General features: G+C 38.0%; 17 protein-coding genes and 1 tRNA gene. 12 read left to right on the top strand and 6 right to left on the bottom strand.

The window, feature by feature from the left end; genetic code table 11:
* Positions 1–41: 41 nt before the first annotated feature.
* The 4 genes from E2I05_RS15175 to E2I05_RS15160 all read left to right on the top strand — a co-directional run bounded on the left by E2I05_RS15175 (position 42) and on the right by E2I05_RS15160 (position 3,836).
* Positions 42–1,649, top strand: a complete 1,608-nt coding sequence (locus E2I05_RS15175) for an IS66 family transposase (RefSeq protein ID WP_133309504.1) — start codon at positions 42–44, stop codon at positions 1,647–1,649.
* A gap of 202 nt (positions 1,650–1,851) precedes the next feature.
* Positions 1,852–2,079 carry a hypothetical protein gene (locus E2I05_RS15170; protein ID WP_207805332.1) on the top strand — a complete coding sequence of 76 codons (228 nt, stop codon included), beginning with the start codon at positions 1,852–1,854 and terminating at the stop codon, positions 2,077–2,079.
* A gap of 108 nt (positions 2,080–2,187) precedes the next feature.
* Positions 2,188–2,466 (top strand): GNAT family N-acetyltransferase, encoded by a 279-nt coding sequence (locus tag E2I05_RS15165; RefSeq protein ID WP_121855061.1) that lies wholly within the window; start codon positions 2,188–2,190, stop codon positions 2,464–2,466.
* 803 nt (positions 2,467–3,269) lie between these two features.
* Entirely contained in the window at positions 3,270–3,836 is a 567-nt protein-coding gene (locus E2I05_RS15160; protein ID WP_121855062.1) for a papain-like cysteine protease family protein, read from the top strand.
* Positions 3,837–3,865: 29 nt separating this feature from the next.
* Here E2I05_RS15160 and E2I05_RS15155 read toward each other — a convergent pair whose 3' ends face one another.
* Complete coding sequence (locus tag E2I05_RS15155) at positions 3,866–4,933, bottom strand: hypothetical protein (RefSeq protein ID WP_121855063.1); 1,068 nt, start codon at positions 4,931–4,933, stop codon at positions 3,866–3,868.
* A 1,221-nt stretch (positions 4,934–6,154) separates the two neighbouring features.
* Positions 6,155–8,242: a bifunctional 2',3'-cyclic-nucleotide 2'-phosphodiesterase/3'-nucleotidase gene (locus E2I05_RS15150; protein ID WP_121855064.1), complete on the bottom strand. Its 2,088-nt coding sequence runs from the start codon at positions 8,240–8,242 to the stop codon at positions 6,155–6,157.
* A gap of 425 nt (positions 8,243–8,667) precedes the next feature.
* On the opposite strand from E2I05_RS15150, the gene E2I05_RS15145 reads away from it, so the two are divergent.
* The 4 genes from E2I05_RS15145 (at position 8,668) to E2I05_RS15130 (ending at position 12,258) form a co-directional block, all read left to right on the top strand.
* A tRNA-Pro gene (locus tag E2I05_RS15145) sits at positions 8,668–8,744 on the top strand.
* A gap of 382 nt (positions 8,745–9,126) precedes the next feature.
* Positions 9,127–10,596 carry an ISKra4 family transposase gene (locus E2I05_RS15140; RefSeq protein ID WP_133309465.1) on the top strand — a complete coding sequence of 490 codons (1,470 nt, stop codon included), beginning with the start codon at positions 9,127–9,129 and terminating at the stop codon, positions 10,594–10,596.
* 335 nt (positions 10,597–10,931) lie between these two features.
* Positions 10,932–11,870: a ParA family protein gene (locus tag E2I05_RS15135; RefSeq protein ID WP_121853985.1), complete on the top strand. Its 939-nt coding sequence runs from the start codon at positions 10,932–10,934 to the stop codon at positions 11,868–11,870.
* Positions 11,863–12,258 carry a hypothetical protein gene (locus E2I05_RS15130; RefSeq protein ID WP_121853984.1) on the top strand — a complete coding sequence of 132 codons (396 nt, stop codon included), beginning with the start codon at positions 11,863–11,865 and terminating at the stop codon, positions 12,256–12,258. The genes E2I05_RS15135 and E2I05_RS15130 overlap by 8 nt, the downstream gene beginning before the upstream one ends.
* 113 nt (positions 12,259–12,371) lie before the next feature.
* On the opposite strand, the gene E2I05_RS15125 is transcribed toward E2I05_RS15130, so the two are convergent.
* The 4 genes from E2I05_RS15125 to E2I05_RS15110 are packed head-to-tail and all read right to left on the bottom strand — an operon-like array spanning position 12,372 to position 16,668.
* Entirely contained in the window at positions 12,372–13,556 is a 1,185-nt protein-coding gene (locus tag E2I05_RS15125) for a recombinase (RefSeq protein ID WP_121853983.1), read from the bottom strand.
* Entirely contained in the window at positions 13,556–13,765 is a 210-nt protein-coding gene (locus tag E2I05_RS15120; protein ID WP_121853982.1) for a hypothetical protein, read from the bottom strand. The genes E2I05_RS15125 and E2I05_RS15120 overlap by 1 nt, the downstream gene beginning before the upstream one ends.
* A gap of 18 nt (positions 13,766–13,783) precedes the next feature.
* Positions 13,784–16,435, bottom strand: coding sequence for a toprim domain-containing protein (locus E2I05_RS15115; RefSeq protein ID WP_121853981.1), 2,652 nt, complete (start codon positions 16,433–16,435; stop codon positions 13,784–13,786).
* 35 nt (positions 16,436–16,470) lie between these two features.
* Positions 16,471–16,668: a hypothetical protein gene (locus E2I05_RS15110; RefSeq protein WP_121853980.1), complete on the bottom strand. Its 198-nt coding sequence runs from the start codon at positions 16,666–16,668 to the stop codon at positions 16,471–16,473.
* A 355-nt stretch (positions 16,669–17,023) separates the two neighbouring features.
* Between E2I05_RS15110 and E2I05_RS15105 the strand changes: the two genes are divergently transcribed.
* Genes E2I05_RS15105 through E2I05_RS15090 form a run of 4 tightly spaced genes read left to right on the top strand, consistent with a single transcriptional unit; the run spans position 17,024 to position 20,785 of the window.
* Entirely contained in the window at positions 17,024–18,307 is a 1,284-nt protein-coding gene (locus E2I05_RS15105; RefSeq protein ID WP_121853979.1) for an MFS transporter, read from the top strand.
* A 14-nt stretch (positions 18,308–18,321) separates the two neighbouring features.
* On the top strand, positions 18,322–19,260 hold the full coding sequence (locus E2I05_RS15100) for a LysR family transcriptional regulator (protein WP_121853978.1): 939 nt from the start codon (positions 18,322–18,324) through the stop codon (positions 19,258–19,260).
* 10 nt (positions 19,261–19,270) lie between these two features.
* Positions 19,271–19,966 carry an SAM-dependent methyltransferase gene (locus tag E2I05_RS15095; protein WP_121853977.1) on the top strand — a complete coding sequence of 232 codons (696 nt, stop codon included), beginning with the start codon at positions 19,271–19,273 and terminating at the stop codon, positions 19,964–19,966.
* Positions 19,967–19,990: 24 nt separating this feature from the next.
* Positions 19,991–20,785, top strand: coding sequence for an alpha/beta fold hydrolase (locus E2I05_RS15090; protein WP_170179641.1), 795 nt, complete (start codon positions 19,991–19,993; stop codon positions 20,783–20,785).
* The last annotated feature ends 14 nt before the right edge of the window (positions 20,786–20,799 follow it).

The raw sequence follows: 20,799 nt of genomic DNA, 5'->3' as shown, positions 1-20,799 counted from the left end.
GAATTCATTTTTCCTATTCGCCTAAGCTGGACTGTCCTTTAATGAGTAAACCGTTTACTGATATCGACCACAACGCGCTGGAAGCACTGATAGTTCGTGTTACTGAAGCCAAAGAGCATGAATTAGCACTGTCTCCAGAAGATTGTCAGTTGTTACTTGATGCCTTAGTGACGTTATCGACGATGCAGCAACGATTAACCAATCACGATGTCACCGTGCACAAATTGCGTAAGTTACTTGGCATTGAAAAGTCTTCAGAAGCCTTGTCTCGTGTCAGTAAAAGCAATAAAGGAAGCGGTAAACACACTGCGGGTAAAAATCGTAAACCCAAAGAGAGCGGTGAAGATTTCACTCCCGCTAAGCCAGTTGTGATAGTGCATCAGAGTACAGATGTGAAAAAGGGTGATAACTGCCTAGAGTGCCACATGGGTAAAATGTACAAAACCGACCCAGGCAGTTTACTGCGTATCACAGGGCAAAGTCCGTTTAAGCCAGAGCAGCATGTCATGGAGCGCTTTCGCTGTAATGCTTGTGGCGCTTACGCTACCGCCGCTTTGCCAGTTGAAGTGTTAGCCGACGGGAGCGAGCAACAAAAATACGGCTACTCAGCTCGGTCATTAATGGCCATACACAAGTATTTTGCCGGGTTGCCGTTTTATCGCCAAGGGAGCATTCAAAAGCTGCTTGGTGTCAAAATCACTGCGTCTACTGTGTTTGACCAAGTTGAATATGTGGCCAATGATATTTACCCTGTTTATCAAATGTTGGTTAACCTCGCGGCCGATGCGAAGCATTATTATCTCGATGACACGACTCACCGAATTTTGGATGCTACGCCAATAGAAAAACCGGTGCGTAACAGTGACAAGACACAAATGCGCAGCGGCGTGTACACATCAGGTGTTATTGCGACCACTCAAGCCAATGATAGTATCGTGTTGTTTGAAACTAATATTGGTCATGCTGGCGAATTCATCGATAGCCTGTTGCACAAACGCGGTACTCATCAATCTAGGCCGATAATGATGAGTGACGCTCTGGTCAGTAATCGCCCTACGGTAAGAGAATGTCTGCTGTCATTGTGTAACAGTCATGCCAGACGACAATTTGTTGATGTCATTAACCATTTCCCCGATGAAGTCGAGCACGTACTGACACGTTATGGTGAAATTTGGGCTTACGAGCAGCACACTAAAGAGCAAAAGTTTACGGCAACAGAAAGGCTGAGTTACCATCAGCAACATTCGTTGCCTGTAATGAAAACCATCAAGCAGTGGTGTACAACACACCTTAACGATGAAACAGTTGAAGAGAATAGTGGTTTAGGTAAGGCGATGCGATATTTTGTCAAACACTATGTTGGCTTGAGCTATTTTTGCCACTACGAAGGTGTATACATCGATAATAACCGTATCGAAGCCATGTTAAAAATCATCGTTCGTGACCGAAAAAATGCGATGTTCCATAAGACGTTACTTGGCGCTACGATTGGTGATGTCATCACGTCAATGATTGCAACAGCAAGTGAAGCTGGCATCAATGTGTTTGAGTATTTCACATTTTTACAGAGAGAGAAGGATAAAGTGAAAACCAATCCTGAAGAATACCTACCGTGGAATTATCGAGAAACAGTCGGCACTGAAAAATAATACAGCTGTAAAAAATGGACTTGGGCTAATCGCCTAGGTCTAGCTGTACCTGAAATAATTTAGTTTTGCACGCTATGCTGCCGTAAGCTCACTATTGATTTTCAACCTTAAAGAAATCCAACTTTTATTTTTTATCAACCCATTGAAAATATAGCTGTTAGCCCAATATCACTTGAGCTATAAACCAAAAAGGAAGTCATGAATGAAAATTAACCTTAGGGATATTACAAAAGACAATTGGGTTGACATGATTGAGTTAGAAATAACCAAAGAACAAGAAGATTTTGTTGCGCTCAACTCTGAGTCAATTGCAGCATCAAAATTCCATGACGATTATGTTAACCGAGGTATTTATCTTGACGATGAAGCAGTAGGTTTTATCCAGTATTATCCAAACTTAGGGACGCTGCGGAAGAAAGTATACCGATGAATCCTCGTCACTCCAGCGCAGGCTGGAGTCTAGTGCCTTTAAGCTTTTCTATAAAAGTCACTGGATACCAGCCTTTGCAGGTATGACAAAAAAAATTTAAAATATTGATTGGTACTTTCTAAATCGCTAGTTCCCTTACCAGATAACAAACCAAACGAAATCTATATTGACCAGTTGATGATAGACATCAATCACCAAGGTAAAGGGTATGGTACTAAAGCAGTTGAGCTTGCTTTAAAAGAGATCAAACAAATTCCTCAGTGTAATGCCATCTCAATTTGTTATGTTGAAGGTCACGATGTAATGAAAGGTTTCTTTGAGCGTTTTGGTTTTCAAGTTGTTGAGCAAGATGAATTTGATGAAACGATCATGGAACTGCATTTTTAATGCTGTTCATAGGTTATAACTCGAAAACGTCTAAGAAGCTTTTGCCCCATTCTGTGCTGGCAACGAACATTCACTGCAATACTATTTCTAATGTTTACTCGTTAAAAATCATATTCTTTGGAACGACTATTTTATGACATAGCAGACCTAATGATTAACTTATATAGTGGTTCGTGCTATAAATTTGCTTCAAGTGCTGATGTAGTGAAAATCACAATTTGTTAACTGACTTAAACCAGCCATTTTCCGCCAAGTTATGCACAGCTTTCAAGCCGTTCGCTCTATGTGGGTGTCGAGTGGCTTTTCGGCATGCGCACAAGATAAGTTATGGTAAATGCAACGAGAAAATACGCACTATTAGGCAACAATTAAATGTTAAGTTTGTACTAATTTTGTTTAGTAAATGAACACGAATATTTCGTCACATCTCTTACTAAAACAAACATCCTGAAAGCCTATGTTGTCAAGAATGCAAGCGTAGCTAGTACCAAAAATGGGAATTATTTATTGCATCAGGCTGAAAGGAAATAATATTACAAATAGGGGAATCTAATTGTCGCCAAATCGCACTTCTAGTTGTTGTCTAATAACGCACCTTGGAGAACGTGCCAGCGTGTATATAACAATAATAACTAAAGGTGGTTTTACTATTAGTCGAGCACTAATTATAAACTAGCACCAAAAGATATAAAATATATCGACTAATTAGAGTATTTTATTTGTATATGATAGTTCTGTTTCCATATCATACACTTTTTAAATATAACTGGATAAAACTAACCGTATAGAATAGAGGTTTTGATATGCATGTCCCAATTATACTCTCTCGACTGGTAAATAAAAGAAAGAAAGCTTCAACGTCGTCCTATCGTTCTAAACATCCGAATGCTAACGGTGTATATGACATTGAATATAATATTCCTTATATACATCAATACCTAATTAATGAGTGTGGCGAAGTATCTTTCGCCATGTTGCTTAGTTTTTATTATCCCGATAAAACTATCGAAAATAATGCAGGTAAGAGAGGTGCTTTTGAAGGGTCAGACTCAAGTGTTTTAATGCGTCGATATGGTTTAAAGTTTAATAAATTACGTACTGGATATTTCAGTGGTGTCAGTGTTGAAAAAATTTCAACAATTCTAAAAGAACATGGACCTTTTGTTTGCAGTGGTGAGTTTGTCAGACTTCTCGTTTTTTCTAAGGTTCGGTCTGGACATTTGGTTATAATAAAAGGAATTTTTGGCGACAAGGTGATAATTAATGATCCTTGGCATGGTGAGGATAGATATAAAGGTATTGATTGGTTTGGTGGTTTATTAGATAAAGATGATGGTTATTACTATGTCGATGAACCATCTCTTAGATAATATCTGTAAATGACATCAAATCATCTGGTTCATGCCACAACACATATCTTATCTTTATAAAATCGCCAAGTATCATACTGATATTTAAAATCAGCGTTATTATGGAAAAATTCTTCTACAGTTTTATTACCTTGCTGAAACGCTAAAACGCTGTATTGCTCCCCTAAATTTGCAACATATTGATAGGCACAACCTACTTCAACTGGCTTATCAACGGATGTAGATGTTCGCGAAATTGCTATTAACTGACTTACAGCGCTAAGTATTGTTGATTCATTAAATGCCACTACACTCGCATTAACTTTTTCTCCATCAACATTAAACATCTTTTGTACACAAGCTGTTAACTGCTCGGTATTTACTATCGACAGTTCTGCATCAAACAAAGATAAACATTCTTCTCTATTACGTTTAAACTCTGGACAAGATAAATATTCCTTATCTTGACTCATTAAAATGAACTTCACGGTAGGATTTTCTGATTTGAACTTCGCAAAATCAGGAATAAAGTTATCTGATAATCGGTACGTTTTTTCACATTCTCTTTCTCTTTCTCTTTTAGAAGGAACTCCCCTGTCATGAAAAATATTTTTAGAAGGAGCTACCCTGTCATGAAAAAAAATGCCTTCAGCTTCTATAAAAACTAAGTTACATCTTGGCATTTCTCGTAAGTCTTTCAGCACTCGATTAAGAGTGCAATACCCTGTTTTTAACGTCACCCCATGCGCTCTATCGGTACGCGGTGAACCTAAAGCTGTGCTATATAGTTTACTCATAGCAGGCGAAAATTGAAATTGCCGATAAACACGCTCAATTTCCCTAGTTTGTGAATCATATCTCTCATAAGGAACACACCCTAAAAATGCTTTCAGCCTTCTCAGTTCAAAATACTCCGTAGATGATGCTCTAACTCTATATGTGACTGTTTCAGGCATTCTCCTAGGGCTTTTAATTTTAAGAGTCAGAGAGTCAGCATTGCTGCTCAAAAGAGAATTAATATGATCAAAATGAGCCTGAGAGAACTCCAGTAATTGACCATTTTTACTTGTGTGAAAAAGTATATTTTGGTTTAAAGTAGCGTTAAGATTAGTGGCCATACTTCCCTCACTCTAGTTTTTACTTACAACACTTATCAAACAGGAAATTTCTTTTCTTACCAAAGTGATTTGGATCGGGGTTTGAATCCCTTCAGTACGAAAACGTAAGCTAATCCTCTAAAAAAATACTTCAATCCATTATGAAGTAGGGGTATTGCGCCCTTTTCATCCTTATCTCTCACGAAATACTATTTTCATCTAAATATCATTAGGTTATAAGGTACTTAATCTCTACTTGCTTGTTCAGCTTTTACATTCAAAATATTGCGTTTGGTGAAGTGTGATTTTGAATAAATCGGAAAATCTGGAATTCCTTTCCGATAAAAAGGTTTTATTGGAGTAGACCTTAAATTCACCAGTTAAATTTAAGTGCATTAAGCCCATTTTAACCATGTATAGGGGTTTGAAGTCCTTCGGTACGAAAACGTACGCTAAGCCTCTCAAAACACACTTCAAACCCTTATGCAGTATGAGTTCGTTTAAAAAACTCGTCTAGTATATCTTGATATTATTAACAGTCAAAAATAGCTCTAAAGGTTGTCTATTAAATCGTTTTTAGGCACTCATTAGACAGTTTTGTCTACAATCGAGTTTATAGAAAAAATATCTATCCCTTGGCGTACGTTTTCGTACAATTTGGCGTCAAACCCCGGATCTAACAAGAGCCTTAAAATATATGGTATTAAAATACTGCACTATTAAGCGTGATTATATAATAAACCATTAAAGCGGATAAAACTTATTTACCATAACCCCCGTTGTGCGCATTTCAGTTGCAAGCCCTAAGTTGAATTTTTAGGGCTAGTCGAGACTCACAGCGATTTGATGTTCATAATTTGATTTTAGAGATACTTTTTCTAATGCAATCTATTGATTATGAAGTGAAACCGAAACTCACTTTTGTCCAATTCTGAGTTACATACCGACTGGTCGGCAGTGCTATCTTGTCACGACTTACAGACATCGTTGTAGAAACTGCACCCAGCCTAGTTGCACAGTCTTGGTTCTTGAGGTGTGGCTTATACGATTTACACTACAGTTTAAGTGTGATTTTGCTTTTATATACTTTATTTATACATATATGAAAAGTGAGTGAGTTGTTAGACCGTTGATATTAATAAACAATTCACTCACTCATCTTTTATATGCTTTTAACTAGTAATAGTAAGTTACTATATATAAAATGAAGAGGGCTTGGCAGGGTAAGAGTTATTATTTTATTTAATCTTCTAACTCTTGAGTCATATCGATGCTGTAAATGGCAAAGCCAGGTACGGTATCCTCAACTGCAAGTTTTTCCATTGCGCGACGTTTATTCGCTTCAACAAAGTTATGTGTCTTTTCACTATCTTGAGTTTCGAAGGTAACGTTAAGCTCAACAGAAGAATCAATATTTTTGAAATTCCAGTTGTAATTTGCTTCAGTGTTAATTTCTTTTGCTGATTCACCAGTTTTAGGATCAAACTCAGATTTTTCTTTAATGTAATCCGTTAAAACTTGGCGATTTTCAACGGCAAAGTCGTGCACGATATAGTCCGCACCTGTACCTGCAAATTTACCACCAAAACCACGGTAGTTGTTCGTGATTACTACAAATTCTTGGTCGGCAGTAACTGGCTGATCTTGATATTCAAGGTCGATAATTCGCTGACTACCGCCTGTAATATCTTGAGCAACACAATCACGGTCATAGTTACTTGGTTTAGTTACGTCAATCTTATAAGTCACGCCGTCGATGCTATCGAAGTTATAAGTTGGATGGCCATCACGATTGATTAGTTGCTGCATTTCAGTTTTAGCTGGATCAATCTGGTTATATTGATTTGCACTACACTCCAACCACTCTTTCAATTCATTACCAGTAATTTTCAATGCAACCATTGTATTTGGGTACAGATATAGATCTGCTGCATCTTTAATGGCTAAGTTGCCTTTATCTACCTGAACATACTGATCTGAATCACTATCTGAATAACGACCACCGGCTTTAAATGGTGCCGCAGCAGATAAGATTGGTAACGATTTTAAGTTTTCTGGAAGCTTATCTTGTGCATACCACATCTGTGCGTCAGCAACGATTTGAACCGTTGGATCATCTTGAGCCATAGATAAGAAACTATACATATTCGCAGAAGCCTTACCAATTGGAGCGTTTACATAAGCACGAGTACCCTTATGCTCAAGCTCTACTGCATCATGAATATCTTTATCTACTGTAACGAGAGGTGTTTTCTCATTAGCATCGAAAATTGCACGAGTGCTACTTTGAGAGTCAACAACCGTCCAGGAATCACCATCCTTCTCAAGCACTAAATCTACAATTCCTAAGTTATCACCCCAACGTCCAGGCATTACAGATGCAGTACCGTTAATTGTACCTTTTTCAATATCTGCATTTTCTAGATCTGCATATTTTTCGCTTGGGAATACTTGATGACTATGACCAAACATAACCGCATCAATGCCATCAACTTGAGTTAGCTTATAAACAGCGTTTTCCATATCAGGATTTTTGTCGTCTGGATTACCTATGCCTGAGTGAGGAATTGCAACGATAATATCAGCACCTTCAGCTTTCATTTGTGGAACATAAATTTTTGCTGACTCAATAATGCTGTTAGCTTCAACACGACCAGCAAGATTTTTTGCATCCCAAAGCATAATTTGAGGTGGGACAAAGCCGATGTAACCAACTTTGATTTTATGCTCGTCACCGTCGGTATCTACAACCACTTTTTCTTTAATAATGTATGGCGTAAAACGGTTATCGTATTTGTCTAATTCATCGTTGCCACAATTTGTATCGCAAATAACATTCGAGTTAATGTAAGGGAAGTTTGCGCCAGCGATAGATTGATCCAAAAATTCTAGACCAAAGTTAAACTCGTGGTTACCAATGTTACCTACGTCATAATCGAGTAGGTTCATCGCTTTATATGCAGGGTGAGTATCAGTGAGCGCGTTGTTGTTCTTTTTGAACTCATCAGCCATGTAGTCGCCCATTGGACTACCTTGAAGTAAATCACCATTATCTACGAGAACAGAGTTTTTCACTTCAGCACGGGCACTTTTAACGATACTTGCAACACGAGCAAGACCAATAGTCTGATCTTCAGCATCTTTGTAGTAGTTATAATCCATTATGTTGGTGTGAAGATCGGATGTTTCCATCACACGTAGCTTAATCTGGTCCTTGTGATTTTTCTTGTCATTATTATCACTGTTACATGCTGTTAAACCAAGTGATGCAGCCACTGCTAATGCAATTGCAGTTTTAGTTTTTAATTGTGACTTGTTACCAAAAATCATTATAACCCCTATAAATTATTATTCGTTATATGTAATAGCTGCAGCGATTATCAAGTAAATTAAAGTAGGTGTATGTGAACTGCATCACACAAAAACAAGCTAAAAAAGTGACTAAAAATTCAAATTAGTTACTTTTATGTTTACAAATATGGTCTTTAAAGTTTGATTAATTTTGATTGAAAGTGAAGTTTGAAAACTTTAGATCAGAATGATTACTCTAAAATTAATTTAAGGTGACAAAATGATTAAATATGAAGCATAAGTTGTAATTTAAGTATCATTTGTCAGTAGTTTATTTGCTTGTTTTTTGAACGTTACTTTCTGGTATTAATTTAAACGGCTTGATGAAATAAAATTCAGTTGTTAGAGTTAGTCATGATCTAATTCAAGTTTTTCTCTTTATTGGAAGTGTTTGAGTCTATTGTCGGTATGTAGCGCAGTCCGGTAGCGCACTGTCATGGGGTGTCAGGGGTCGGAGGTTCGAATCCTCTCATACCGACCAACTTTCTTGTTGATTTATATGGATTTTTTTGTTGTTGTCGCATATGTGAATATTAAAGTGCGCAAAACTGGCGCAAAATTTGCGCAAAACCTCAGCTATTTTTAAACCTTTTTTTTATTTTTCTCATCCAAAACTCTTCATAAAAAATGACATTTTTACAAGGAAGAAAATGTACGCCAAGTTAATCAAGTGTAGTCTGCTTCTAATAAAAATTAATACCACTTCATTGTATACAACATGGGTGTAGATCTTTTTGATCGACGAAAACCATGAAAAGATCATTAATTATCAATTGGATGGGTTTAATAAATGGTGCGAAAGGAGCAATTTTATAGTACTTATCAGTTTCCACACACAACAAGTATATAAAAAGGCTCCTTTCATGAAACTAGCATACTCAAACTCACTCGAATTTTCATTCTTTTCTGAAGCCAAATTGCAATTTGAACGTATTATTTCGCACCTCGAAGACGAGCAAGTTAAGCAAGAGAGCCATGGAGAAGTTGAAGCTTATATCGATACCGAAGGAACTGAGTTGTTGCGGTGTTTATTACAGGGTTTCTTAGATATCAAAACCGCTGAAGAGCCCCGTCAGCAAGTTTGTTCCAACCGTGACATTGCATTGAATCATTTGAAAAATAACTGCAAACGAAACTTAGAAAGTTTATTTGGTACCGTAACGATGCATCGAAAAGGTTACAGTCAACGTCGGTGTGATAGCGTGTTTCCAATGGATGGTGAGCTGAATCTTTCGAAAGATAAATACTCTGATGGTGTACGCCTAAGACTCGCTACAGAAGCAGTCAAAGGCTCATATGATGATGCAGTAAGCTCAATAGATACCACCACAGGTGCGCACGTGCCCAAGCGACAAGCAAGGCAAATTGTGCAGGATATTGCACAAGATTTTGATGGTTTTTATCTCCAGCAGAGATACCTTAAGCCAGAAAATACATCTGATTTACTGGTATTGACTATGGATGGAAAAGGCATCGTTATGCAACCTAATAGCTTGAGAGAGGGCACGCAAAAAGCAGCGAAACAACAGAAGCTCAAAGGACGCCTAAGTGCTGGAGAAAAAAAAGACCGCAAACGAATGGCAGAAGTTGCAGCGGTATACACCACCAAGCCTTTGCATCGTACCCCAGAATCAATCATGTCTAGAAACGATAATTCAAATGTTCGTCCATTACGTGTGCCACCAAGAAATAAACGTGTGTGGGCAAGCGTAGAAAGAAGCGCTGCGACTGTGATTGAAGAAGCATTTTTAGAAGCTCTGGAACGAGACCCAACTCAAAGCCGTCAGTGGGTTGTACTCGTTGATGGTCATCCTCATCAGCTAAAACAAATTTATCGGGTGATGAAGAAACTCAACATCAATGCAACGGTGGTCATGGATTTCATCCATGTGCTTGAATATCTCTGGAAAGCGGCGTGGTGCTTATTTGAAAAAGATGATCCAGAAGTCGAAGATTGGATAGAAAAGCGAGCGACTGAAATCTTACGAGGTAATGCGTCACAAGTAGCAAAAGGCCTTGGGATCAGTGCAACAAAACGGAAATTAAAACAACGAGAAGGCATTAATAAGTGCATCGGTTATCTATTGAGAAATAAATCAAGATTAGAATACGGTAAAGCGTTAGAGCAAGGTTTCCCAATTGCTAGCGGTGTCATTGAGGGAGCTTGTCGTCATCTGATTAATGATAGGTTGGATATCACTGGAGCGAGATGGAGTCTTGAAGGTGCAGAAGCTATATTAAAACTTAGGTCGTTAAGATCGAGTGGTGATATTGAAAAGTATTGGGAGTATCACAAAAAGCAATCCAAACAGAGGTTATACAGATGTGGATAACTTCGTCGTTTTAAAAGACCCACACCCATACAACATTTAAGCTGTTCCTCGGCATTTAAGATATTAATTTGGCTCCAATTTTTAAATTTAAAAGCACAAGTCATATTGTGATAATTGAAAGTTACTAGATAACTCAGTGATTAATAGGTAATGTGCTGATACTGAAGGCTACACTATGATCCTAAAAATTTTATTGGAAGAAGCCCAAAATTATTTAAAATATGTCCACTTAATTTGAATTGTTATTCAAGGTGTTGAATTTAATGGTAAATAATATATCCTGTGAGCTTCGTTATTCTACTTAAATGCTACTTTTTGATAAGGTGATTTTATTAATGAAAATCGTATCGGTAATAAATTATAAAGGTGGAGTTGGTAAGACTACAGTCACCTCAAATATTGCAGCACAATTGGCGTATACCGGATATCGAGTTCTACTGTTAGATATGGATGCTCAGGCTAGTTTAACTTTTTCATTAGAAAAACCAGAGTTTTGGGATGAAAATTTACGTCAAGATAAAACGATTAAAAGTTGGTTTGACAGAATAAGCGAAAGTGAAGAGGTAATGCCTTTGCATGAGCTTGTTCATACACCTAGCAAAGCTAACTCTAGATTACCTAAGGGCTCCAATGGTTGTTTAGATTTAATATCATCACATTTAGGGCTAATTAATGTAGATTTAGAGCTAGCAACCTTACTTGGTGGTGCGAATCTTAAGCAATCAAAAGTGAACTACATTAAAGTTCACGGTAAGTTGAAAAACGCACTTGTAGAGCTAGGTGAGCGTAACAATTACGATATTGTACTTGTTGATTGTCCACCAAATTTTAATATTGTTACTAAGAATGCGATAGTAGCATCTGATCAAATTTTGATTCCAGCCAAACCTGACTATCTTTCAACTCTTGGTATTGAATATTTACAAAGAAGCATGAATGAATTAATTCAAGAGTTTAATGAATTTGGATCTATGGATGAGTCATTTGAAAAAGTGAACCCTGAGATTTTAGGTGTTGTTTTTACGATGATTCAGATTAGAAATCAGCAGCCTATAGCTGCACAAAGGCAGTTTATAGCTCAAACTAAAAGATTAAAAGTACCAGTTTTTGAAAGTAACTTTAGAGAGAACAAAACAATATTTGCTGATGCCCCTCAAGAATGCATACCAGTTGTTTTAAATGGTTATACTAATCAGACTTATAGTGGGATAGTTGAAGAGTTAGAAGATCTTGTTACTGAATTTATTTCACGCTCTGGAGTTATTAATGAATAAATCAAAAACAAATGATTATGCAAAGTTTTTAACAATACTAGCAAAGCAGGCATCATTGATATGTGTAGATGATATCAAACGCGTATTAAATAATGAGTTAGATTTAAAAATTAATCTTTCCCCAGTAAAGCAAGTAGAAAGTACAAAAAAATTATTTCTAGATATTGATCTGGAAAAAATAGTTAATGAGTTAAATGATATTAATGATAGGAATGTTGCATTAGATAAACTGCAAATGATAAATAAGAAGGGATTAGAAGTTATTGCCCGTAGTCTTGACATTGCTATTCAGCGGACAGATAAAGTTGAAGCTATAAAAAATAAAATTGTTGAATCTACAGTCGGGGCAAGATTACGCTCTTCCGCTATTCAAGGAACCACTGTATGATGATTGTTTTTATTTAATAAAATTTTGATTGTAGTGCTATTTTTATAATTGTGAAAAGCGCACTACATTTTCCATTCTATTATCTTCAGATCTACTTTTTAATTGTAAACTCATTAAACATCTACTTCCGCAAAGGGAACCCCAACCCATTCAATATGGTTTTGAGTATATATTCTCGTACTTTTCGCATCAGTGTGCGCCATACGGGATTGTGGGTCGATCCCATTGATGTCAAATAAGTGAGCAGCTAACGCTCTGATTTCGTGAAATGTTGGACGCTGTGAAAACTCTAAGTGCTCACAGCAACCAACTTTATCTCTTATTTTTGAAAAAGTGCGGCTTATGTAATCGGGTGAAACTTGAGTTAAATGAACAACGTCTTTGCTCAAATTCTTCGGGCATTTTTGAGGCAGCCTATGAACGACAAAAGGGCTAACGGTTCTATCTCTGCTACGATCAATAATTGCTTTTAATTTTTCTCCAATGGGAATAGCAACATGTGCAGCTTCCTTGTCCGCAACTTTCTGCCGATGAATATACAACTTGCCATAAACATTGCCAATACTGGTGAGTTCAGGTTTATCTAGCCATAAACAACCACACAATTTTTTACTTGGCTCTTTTATATTGTATTGAATTCGTGAAATTTCTAACCGGGCATGAGTAGTTTGTAACGATAAATCCATGGCTGTTTGCAACCAGAGTGGCGCGGCTGCATGAATAACTCGATACCACTCAAGCTTTAGTCGTTGCCTTTGCTTTTTTTCAACCCGCTTTTTCTTTTTCAAAGCTGCTGGGTTGCTCTCCATCAAGCTTTCATCCATTGCATAACTAAATAGTTTTTTTAGCCATGCCACTTTCCTATTATGTACATTAGCACTTGCCTCAGAATGGTATTCATTTAGGTAATCATTAACATGCTGGAGTGTGATTTGAGTGCTAGGGACGGTTGCAAAAAACTCTTTGGTACGGTCGGCATCCATTTTCATGGTGTTGATAAAGTCTTCGGATGGCTCTTCTTCATGAATAATTCGCAACAGCAACTTATCAACATGATCGCCAAAACTGGGTTCGTTAAATTCATAGGTACTGTTCAATAACGAGTCAACGGTTACAGCAACATCTTGCCTAGCGACACGGTTGTATTCCTTTGTAACAGCAATAGCCATTTCCCTGTCTTTACCCAGCATCTTGAAACGCCCTGTTATTAGTCGTAAGCGATAGGAGCCACGGCGAGAATCGTAATAAAGATGCTCAGGTAAATGCTTCATCGCTTTTGTTCTTGGGCGTGCAGCCATTATAACCTCATCAAGTCTTGTACTATTTGTTTAACGTTATCATCCAAGCCAGCGGATTGGTCATCAAAAACGTAGGCTCCACCATTGATAAAACGGCCTGCAATGACCCCAGTTTTGATCCATTTACGAACAGTAACAAGTGAAGGTTCTGAACCTTTTGCAAATTCTCGTTTTATCCACTGATTTACTTTCATAAGTTTCTGTTTCATATCATTTACCTATTGCTTCTACATCTGTTTGAAAATCCAACACTTAGCCGTGGAGGGTTTATTTAAGTTTGGATGAGACTTATTTAAACGATCGTTGACGGCGCTGTTTACGGGTTTTACTTCAATGAACTTGTGAGTTTTACTGTCTTTCAACAACGCCCTGAGATCGCTTAATAAGGGAATTTTTTGTTTTCTAATTGCTGACTCCTCAGCAAATTGATTTAAGTTAATAGCAATAAATTTAGGGTCACGAGAATGGTTAACTACTTTTCCGTTTGTTCCTTCTAAAAAATCATACATTTCCCAAAATTCTTGTATAACAGGATGATCTGCTCCACATGAATGTTCACGGTCTATAGCCATTTGTTTTAGCAAATCTTGAGATTGTGATATTTGAGAGGGCGTCAGTTCAATGACTAAGCTTAGCGCTTCAATTAAAGCACATAGCAAGGCGTGGTTTAGGCTGATACGCTCTCTGCTGATCATGGTCTCTTGTTTAAGCCATACCTCGAACTTGGGTTGCCGTTTGCGGAGTAATTCAAGTAGTTGTTTTTCTTTACTCAAGGCTTTAATCATAAAACCTGACAATTCAGTCATTGGCCAGCGATTAAGCTTGTCGACGGCGACTCTGGTTTCTTGAGAGTGATTAGCTCGGTCGGTATAAATATGAATGATGCGTTCTAAAATCGGCGGTGTAGCTTTCAAAATCGCATTTTGACTGATAACAATGGCGCCTCTGAAAAGTGGTTCATTAGTGTCATTACTGTGATTTTTATTACCCGTTGAGCGAACGGCACGGCCATTGTAAGCGGTTTTAAATTGTTCCCAGTGAAAACTAGTATTGCCTGATGTAGAAGCGTCACCTCTGTCCGCTTCAATCATGACTACAGGTAAATTGGCCACTTGAGCAAGGTTACGACTGACACCAACTTTACTCGACTTCACTGGATCAAAACCCTCATAGTTGGTTCTGCCAGATAACTTCCACATAAATTCGAGTAAGGTCGATTTACCTGTTCCCGGCTCACCCACTAACTCTAAAAACGGAAAACCGCCAAATAAATCTCGGCACTGCTCAGCGAAATAACTGCCAAGCCAAAAGGCTAGGGCGATAACGCCTTTCATCGAGAATGCTTGCCAAATGTATTGAAAAAAGTCTGGATTAAACTCGGTTAAGTCATAGTTAGGAGCAACTGTCGCAGGATTCTGGCTTTTAATGTAAAGCTGCTTTACGTTAAAGTGGTCTTCTTCGTTGATAGGATAAAGCACACCATCTTTAACGGCGATATTATTGAACACATAACACTTATGCTCATAGCTGTAGCCAGTAAAGTCGATGACTTTCACTCGTTTGATATTGTAAAGGTGATGTCGAAACCATTTATTGAGTTGAATGGTATTACCTTCATAAATCGCACCAGCGGCAACCGTTGATAGGCGTTTTTTGAATTCACTGTGAGAAGTAATTTGTGCGCCTGTAAATGTACGCTTAACAGTCAATCCATGTGGGAAATCAATTTGAAAGTAATACCAGCTTTCATCATTGGCTAAGTTCTCTTGAAAATAAAGCGCATGGGGATAGCACATACATAAGAGTTGCACGCTTGCCGCTTCGTTGAGGGCTGTTAACTCATCATCTTTTTCTGCCGTCTTGTTGTATTTTTCAGAATGGAATTTGAACCAGTACATACAAAGCTGGAAGTCAAATGGAAACTCATGTTGATTACTTTGCTGATACATCAAAATGGCTTTGTGTTTGGCCGTTGGTGCTATCAGTAATTGGCCTAAATATAGATAATGCTCAATGTGCTTAGGTGTTAATCGCTCACGTAGCAATAAATCATTCCAATCAAGTTTAATTTTTCCGTTAGGCGGCTGTGCTGCAGTTGTATTCCAGCCAAGCTTTTTAGCTTGCTCAATAAATTTGATGGTATTGGATTCGCCTGCTTTACCTGTATCAAAGGCGAAAACTAAGGTTGGTGGAGTAGTATGGCGTAATTCTTCTCGGAATGTTTTTAATGATTTAGTAGGGAAATTATTACAGCTCATAACACTGACGGCCATAATACCTACTTGCAATAAAGACAACGCATCGAATATGCCTTCGGTTAACCATAACTCCTTAGCTGTAATCACTTGGTTGATATCAAAATCAGGGGCTTGCCACCAGTGGCCTTTGTAACTGCCTGAGAAACGAGCTTTCATACTGCCAAAGCGTTCAGGTTTATCGATAAACCGTTCCCACGTTGCGCCATTTGTTAAAGTAAACTTTACCGTTGCAGTACTAATCTGCTTTTCACCACAATAATAAGAGCCTTGTTGATACCAATCTTTAATCTTTGAGAGCTCTAAACCTCGGCCATAAGCAAGGTAAGCGTCAGCGGCCGCATTAGGATTGGTAACAAAGCCAGTTTTTTCATCAGTCTTACTTGGAAAGCGTTCACTCCAAGAGTTAAACAGTTCTGGGTAGACCTGTTTAATATGCGTTTCATAGGAGCATTTATTTAAGCGTCCACACCGTAAAATCCAAGGGGCGTTTTTATGTGTGTAAAGCTCACGTTTACCGCAACTGGGGCAAATTCCTTGTTGTAGATAGTCATCGGTTTGGTTTTTAAAGTCGTAATCCTCTGGCAAGCGCCGAAGGACTTCTTTCTGTAACTCTGGATACATACATATACTCCATAGTCAAAGTTATGTTGATGTTTTTACAATTTACTTTGTAGGAAAACTTTAACTTTTCTTATGTCGTATCGATCTTGCCCGACAATTGTGATGTCTGCTTCAGGGAAAAATCTGTGCTTTTTCCAGCGCCATAATGTGGTTCTTTCAATGCCAAGTAGTTTGCATAACTGATGGCCTGTATACCAAACTTGCTCTGATTTATTTGATGAACGTTTACTCATGGGAATCACCTTTTATACAAATTATTACAATCTAAGTTGTATTTAGTGTTTTTTATGAGTACCTAACGTGGAGGCGTTTGTAAAGTTAACTTTTACCTAAAACTGTTGAATTTCAGTAAAACAGGTGGAAGTCCTTGATTATTCTTGAACAAAATACGTTTTAGACAGCTTGTATTCAGGCTGTAGAAATTAGCCTAATCAATAACAACGAGTCATTTATAAGGCATTAAAACTATTACTCAATTAAAGCTTTTAGTTCTGCTTCTCTTGAAGAAGGCTAAATTACCGAAAGGTATGAGTGGCTGCAGTTTTTATCTGATAACCAAGCTCTACGCCATATCTAATCAACCTATGCATGAACATATTGCGTAAATTCAAAACCTCAGAGTTAAAGGTCATTGCTGTTGCGGCACTTGGCGGGGCATTAGAGTTCTATGATTTTATGATATTTGCGTTTCTAGCGAACACCATTAGCCCGCAATACTTCCCTGCAACGCAGCATATCAACTCATTATTAGGGCTTTTCGGAGCCTTTACTGTAGGTTATCTAGCAAGGCCGATTGGTGGCTTGATTTTCAGCCATTACGGTGATCTACAAGGTAGAAAGAAAGCTTTCTATTTCTCAATTCTCTTGATGGCGATTCCGTCGTTATTGATTGCATTGCTACCCAACTACCAGCACATCGGAGTTATAGCGCCACTCACGTTGGTTTTACTGCGTGTAGTACAAGGTCTTGCTGTGGGTGGAGAAATTCCCGGAGCGATAACTTTCACGATTGAACACATAGTTGCAAACAAGCGAGGCAGGGCAATTGTCCTCATTTTCTTTGCCCTCAGTTTGGCGGTCTTATTTGGTCAGAGTGTCACAGCATTGCTGCATTATTCGTTAACTGAAACCCAGTTTTACCACTGGGGCTGGCGAATTGCCTTTTTGATTGGATCCATCTTAGGTGTTGTCGGTGGCTATATGAGAAAAAATATATCAGAAACACCTCTGTTTAAAGCAGCAAAAAGTCAGCGCAAAGAAAGCTATATTCCCATTGTGTACTTGTTGAAAAACCACTTCTTGCCACTATTACAAGGCTTATCAATTTTATGCTTGGATGCGGTTAGCATGTTTTTGTTGTTTCTCTATATGCCCACGTATTTGATTAATTTCAAATTGCATAACTCAATTCCGGTTGAAAAAGTGCATCTATTAAACAGCGTGAGCTTAGCTATTTTCTCTGTGTTTATGCTCCTATTTGGTTACCTTTCAGATGTTGTTGGTAGAAAAAAGTTGATCCTTATCGGTTCATTATTATTAATAGTTTTACCCTATCCGATGTATAAGACTTTGCTTAACGGCTCGACTCTAGCGGTATTGTTTTCACTTGTTACTCTTGGTGTGTCCTTTTCTTTAGTAGCATCAAGTTACGGTGCGATGTTAGCCGAGCTATTTCCGGCCAAAGTCAGATATACAGGTGTTGGACTGGTTTATAATCTTGCCTTTGCAGCATTTGGCGGAACGACGCCGCTCATAACCACCTATCTGATAAAAGTCACTCAAGCCCCTATAATGCCAGCCTACTATTTGATGCTGCTAGCTGTATTGAGCTTGTTAGGAACATTAGCGATAAATACGAATAAGCTCAATTAAGTCATGGAGTCACCATGCTTCCAGTAAACGATATGATGCTGTTTGTTGATGTCGTTAAGTATAAAAGCTTCACGGCCGCAGCAGATAAAAACGAAAAGACCGCTGCTGCTGTGAGTAAGCGCATTTCTCAATTAGAAGCATCACTAGGTGTCAAGCTATTAAAGAGAACAACACGAACCTTAGCTTTGACTGAAGCTGGTGAAATTCTGTATCGGCAATGTGCAAACATACAATCCGAACTCGGCTCTGTTTGCGAGCAGGTTATTGATATACATGAAAACCCCAAAGGGAAGATCAAGATATCAGCGTTACAAAACTTCAGCAACTTAATTCTCTCTGATCTATTGGAGAAGTTTTTACAACAATACAGTGATGTTGAATTGGAGATCACACTGGACGGTGCACTTGGCGCATTGCCAGCCATTGATGAATATGACATTGCTTTCCGATGCGGCCGATTAGAGGACTCATCAGCGATATCGAGGTTAGTTCTTACGCATGGCTATACGGTTTGCGCCAGTGAATCCTATCTAAAGCACCATGGCACACCAAAAACACTCAATGATCTCGAAAAACATAATTGCTTAGACTGTCATCACGGCATTCAGCCAGCCGAAAGAATTTGGACATTTTTTGATGGTGACGAAGTTTACAGCATCCCAGTAAAAACCAATGTGTTTACCAATAATGCGCTATTCGTAAAACACCTTGCTTTAAGTGGTGTAGCCCTGATTTATGCGCCGACATTTATTGTGGCCAATGAAATTAATGCGGGATTATTAATGCCGTTGCTGACTCAGTATAAAACAATCACAAATTCAATTTACCTGATTCATCCCTACGCCAATAAGAATCTACCCAAGCGAATGAGATGTTTTATTGATTTTATTTTTGAGAACTTAACGGTTCCGTCAATAAGGATTGATAAACAGAACCTTGATGAATCGGAGTGAGAAATAGCCTATGCCGTTTTTGCTAGATCATGTATTGGTTTGGAGCCGTTCATTTGATGAATACCAAAGAATGTTCTCTTTAACAAAGGCTGATCTCAAAAGGAAGATTTTAGGTTGTGCCGATGGTGCATCGTCATTCAATGTTACAGCTACTGCATTAGGAGTGGATGTAACGTCCTGTGATCCTCTTTACCGATTAACTCCTGAAAAAATTGACCAAAAAGTTAACACTTCATACGAGCTGATTTACCCAAAGATACTGAACTCAGTAAATGACTTTAACTGGAATTACTTCAAAGACCCTAAAGATCTAAAAGCTCATCGGCTCAATGCTTCAAAGACTTTTTTGGACGACTTTTCTAAAGCAAAGGACGATGATAGATATTTAAACGCAAGTCTACCAATATTACCGTTTGTTGATGACTGTTTTGATTTGGCATTATGTGGAAACTTTCTGTGTTTATACTCGGAAATCTTATCGACTGATTTTCATATCAAGTCTGTGCTTGAGTTGGTAAGAGTTGCAAAAGAAGTCAGAATTTTTCCGCTGATTGGAAACGATAGAAAAACACCCGAGCAGTTAAAGTTTGTATTAACAGCACTTGAACAGCAATCAGTGAACTTTGAGATTGTCGATGTCGACTACCACTTTACCAAAGGCGCTAATCAGATGTTACAAATCAAAAAAGTAGACAGTAACAGATAGTAGGAGATTCAAATGCCATTAGAGATGTTTGATGAAAGTACAGGTACACATATTGTCTATATAAAAAATCAAAATGCACCAGCTGATATGTGGTTAATTCATGGGTTTACGGAATGTAGTGAAAGCTTGCAAGGCGTATTTGAAACATCGATAGCTCAGCAATTCAATATATTCATTCCCGATCTTCCCGGTTTTGGCAAAAGCTGTTTCGAAGATAAGTATTTAGATTTAAAAAATGTAATTACCTTACTTGAACAGCTAATTACAACATATTCGTCAGAAAAGCCCTTGATCATTCTTGGCCATTCTTTAGGAGCTACAATTGCCACACATCTGACTGCTAATCTACTGACTAGATCAGAAAACGTAATCTTTTTCATCAATGTCGAAGGTATGTTAGTCGAAGATAAGATTGATGCTCGCTCTATAACAAAAGCCAATGATTATGAAAACGCTACTGAGTTTGTCGAATATATGTACTCTCGTTTAAAGGAGGGTGCAGAGTCAAATCCCAGCCTTAACCGCTACCTTGAAAACATCAAAAAATCCGATCCAAATATCGTTCATGCATGGGCAAAATCATCCACAGAAATGCTTGCTGGTAATCATATTGATTCTATTTACGACAGATTGGCTTGCAAAAATTTATACGTTCATGGTGAGCATACTATGTCACGGCTGGAGCTAGAAAATTTAAAAAAGGTTGATTACGAGCGAGTGATAATCAAAGGTGCAGGACACTGGCCAATGCTGGAGCAGGCTGATGAGTTTTGGCGGGTTGTAGGTGAATTGTTGGGGGGGAGAATATTCAATTACTGAGAAAACTATGCTCT

Source organism: Parashewanella spongiae (assembly GCF_004358345.1).
Taxonomy (GTDB): domain Bacteria; phylum Pseudomonadota; class Gammaproteobacteria; order Enterobacterales; family Shewanellaceae; genus Parashewanella; species Parashewanella spongiae.
This window is presented reverse-complemented; position numbering and strand designations above follow the sequence as displayed.